Source organism: Arthrobacter sp. H41 (assembly GCF_000520535.1).
GTDB lineage: Bacteria > Actinomycetota > Actinomycetes > Actinomycetales > Micrococcaceae > Arthrobacter_D.
The window spans coordinates 21,578-22,537 of sequence record NZ_KI914776.1; the positions used below are offsets into that span (position 1 = coordinate 21,578).

Sequence of the window (960 nt, forward strand, 5' to 3'; positions counted from 1 at the left end):
CGAGCCGGGGCCTTCGGGGCGCCGTCAGGGTGAGGACAGCAATGCCGGCGCATGCGAGGAGGAACAGGACCGAGCCGGCCGCGTTGATGAGGTCCGGCGACAGGAGTGGGATTCCGAGACGCGCGGCGAATGCGTTATAGAGATACCAGACGGAGGAAAACCCCGGCTCCCGTTCGCTGCTGAATTTCAGGAAATAGGCCCACGCCGAATAGTCCCGGACCAGGAAGGGAAGATTCACCGCGAGCCAGGTCGCCGCAAGTGCGCCGCCGGTGAGGATCGCCGGCCTCAACCGTCCGGATCGAAGCGCCAGGAGGACGATTGCTCCGAGGATCAGCACCGGATACAGCTTGACCGCGGTGCCCAGCCCAAGGAGGATACCCGCGGCAATCGGTCGGTTGCGTGCGAAAGCGAGCATGCCCAGGGTGGCGAAGAGAACCGCCCACAGATCCCAGTTGATGGTCCCCGAAACGATGATGACGGGAGCCACGGCCACCATGGCGGCATCCCATGGCCGGCGGTTGGCCAGCCGCATCGTTGCCAGGACCGTGAGGATCCAGACCCCGGCGATCAATACGGCGTTGATGTCGAAGTACTGGAGAGTCCTGGCTCCGGCGTCGAGGCCCGTGCCCTCACCCGGGGCCACGAGAAGGGCTGTCAGTCCGGCAAGAAGCCCCAGAAGCACCGGGTACTCGAAAGGCGCCTCGAGGGTGAGAAAGGGGAAGTTGCCTGCTCCAAGACTTCTGCTCTGGAACAACTCGGACCAATCGGAGTAGCACGCCCGGTAGAACTGTTCGGGCGTGGTCCAGCCGCCGGTCCTGCAAGGAGTCTTCACCGCGACGGCGGCAAGGGCGGCAATGGTCGTCAGGAGAATGAGCACACGCCGGATGGTGAAGAAACCGGGCGCCACGACGCCGGGCGCGCTGTGTCGGCCCATCGGGCCGCCAAGAACCTCCGTCAGCC

At 65.3% G+C, this 960-nt stretch carries 1 protein-coding gene; it reads right to left on the reverse strand.

Annotated elements, in window-relative coordinates; translation table 11 throughout:
* A partial coding sequence (locus Y705_RS17510; protein WP_253908486.1) for a glycosyltransferase family 87 protein occupies nucleotides 1-960 on the reverse strand: 960 nt, incomplete at both ends.